This window comes from Paraburkholderia sp. Ac-20342 (assembly GCF_017104985.1).
Taxonomy (GTDB): domain Bacteria; phylum Pseudomonadota; class Gammaproteobacteria; order Burkholderiales; family Burkholderiaceae; genus Paraburkholderia.
This window is the reverse complement of record NZ_JAAGPQ010000224.1, coordinates 1-861: the sequence shown is the minus strand read 5'-3', so window position 1 is coordinate 861 and position 861 is coordinate 1. Positions and strand designations below refer to the sequence as shown.

General features: G+C 58.3%; 1 protein-coding gene. It reads left to right on the top strand.

The features are described 5' to 3' along the window. Nucleotides 1–45: 45 nt before the first annotated feature. Nucleotides 46–852, top strand: coding sequence for an IS5 family transposase (locus tag G3N58_RS33860; protein WP_206001372.1), 807 nt, complete (start codon nucleotides 46–48; stop codon nucleotides 850–852). The last annotated feature ends 9 nt before the right edge of the window (nucleotides 853–861 follow it).

Genomic DNA, 861 nt, shown 5'->3' with positions numbered 1-861 from the left:
TAGAGCGTGTTAGGCACTTCTTGCCAGACCTGATATCCTGGCTGGATGGCAAAACGCAAACCCTATCCGACGGATGTGTCGGACGAGGAATGGAGCTTCGCGGCTCCATATCTGACTTTGATGAACAAAGATGCACCGCAGCGCCGATACGAACTGCGTGAGATGTTCAACGCGTTGCGCTGGATCGTGCGCGCGGGTGCGCCGTGGCGCATGTTGCCAAATGACTTTCCACCGTGGGAACTGGTTTATCAACAGACGCAACGCTGGATTCAGGCGGGTTGTTTCGAGGCCATGGTGAACGACCTGCGTTCAGTCATCCGCGTCGCGCAGGGCCGTAAAGGTCAGCCCAGCGCAGTCATTCTCGACGGGCGCACGTTGCAATCGACCTGCGAGAGTGGGCCTCGCGCCGGTTACGACGGCTATAAACGCAAACGCGGCAGCAAGGTCCACATGGCGGTAGATACATTGGGCCAGTTGCTTGCAGTGCATATTACGCCCGCCAACGAACAGGAGCGCGCCCAGGTCGGCGAACTTGCGCGTCAGGTCCAGACCGCCACTGGCCAGACGGTCAGGATAGCGTTTGCCGATCAGGGCTATACCGGCGAGGAGCCCGCGCAGGCAGCGCTGGATGAAGGAATTGAGCTTGAGGTCATCAAACTGTCGGAAGCGAAAAAGGGCTTTGTACTGTTGCCGCGTCGCTGGGTGGTCGAGCGCAGCTTTGGTTGGCTGAACCGTTTCCGGCGACTGGCCAGAGACTACGAGCGATTGCCCGAAACCCTAGCCAGCCTGCACTTCGTCATATTCGCCGTGCTTATGCTTGTCCACTTTGCAGCCCTTAACAAAAGTGCCTAACACGCTCTA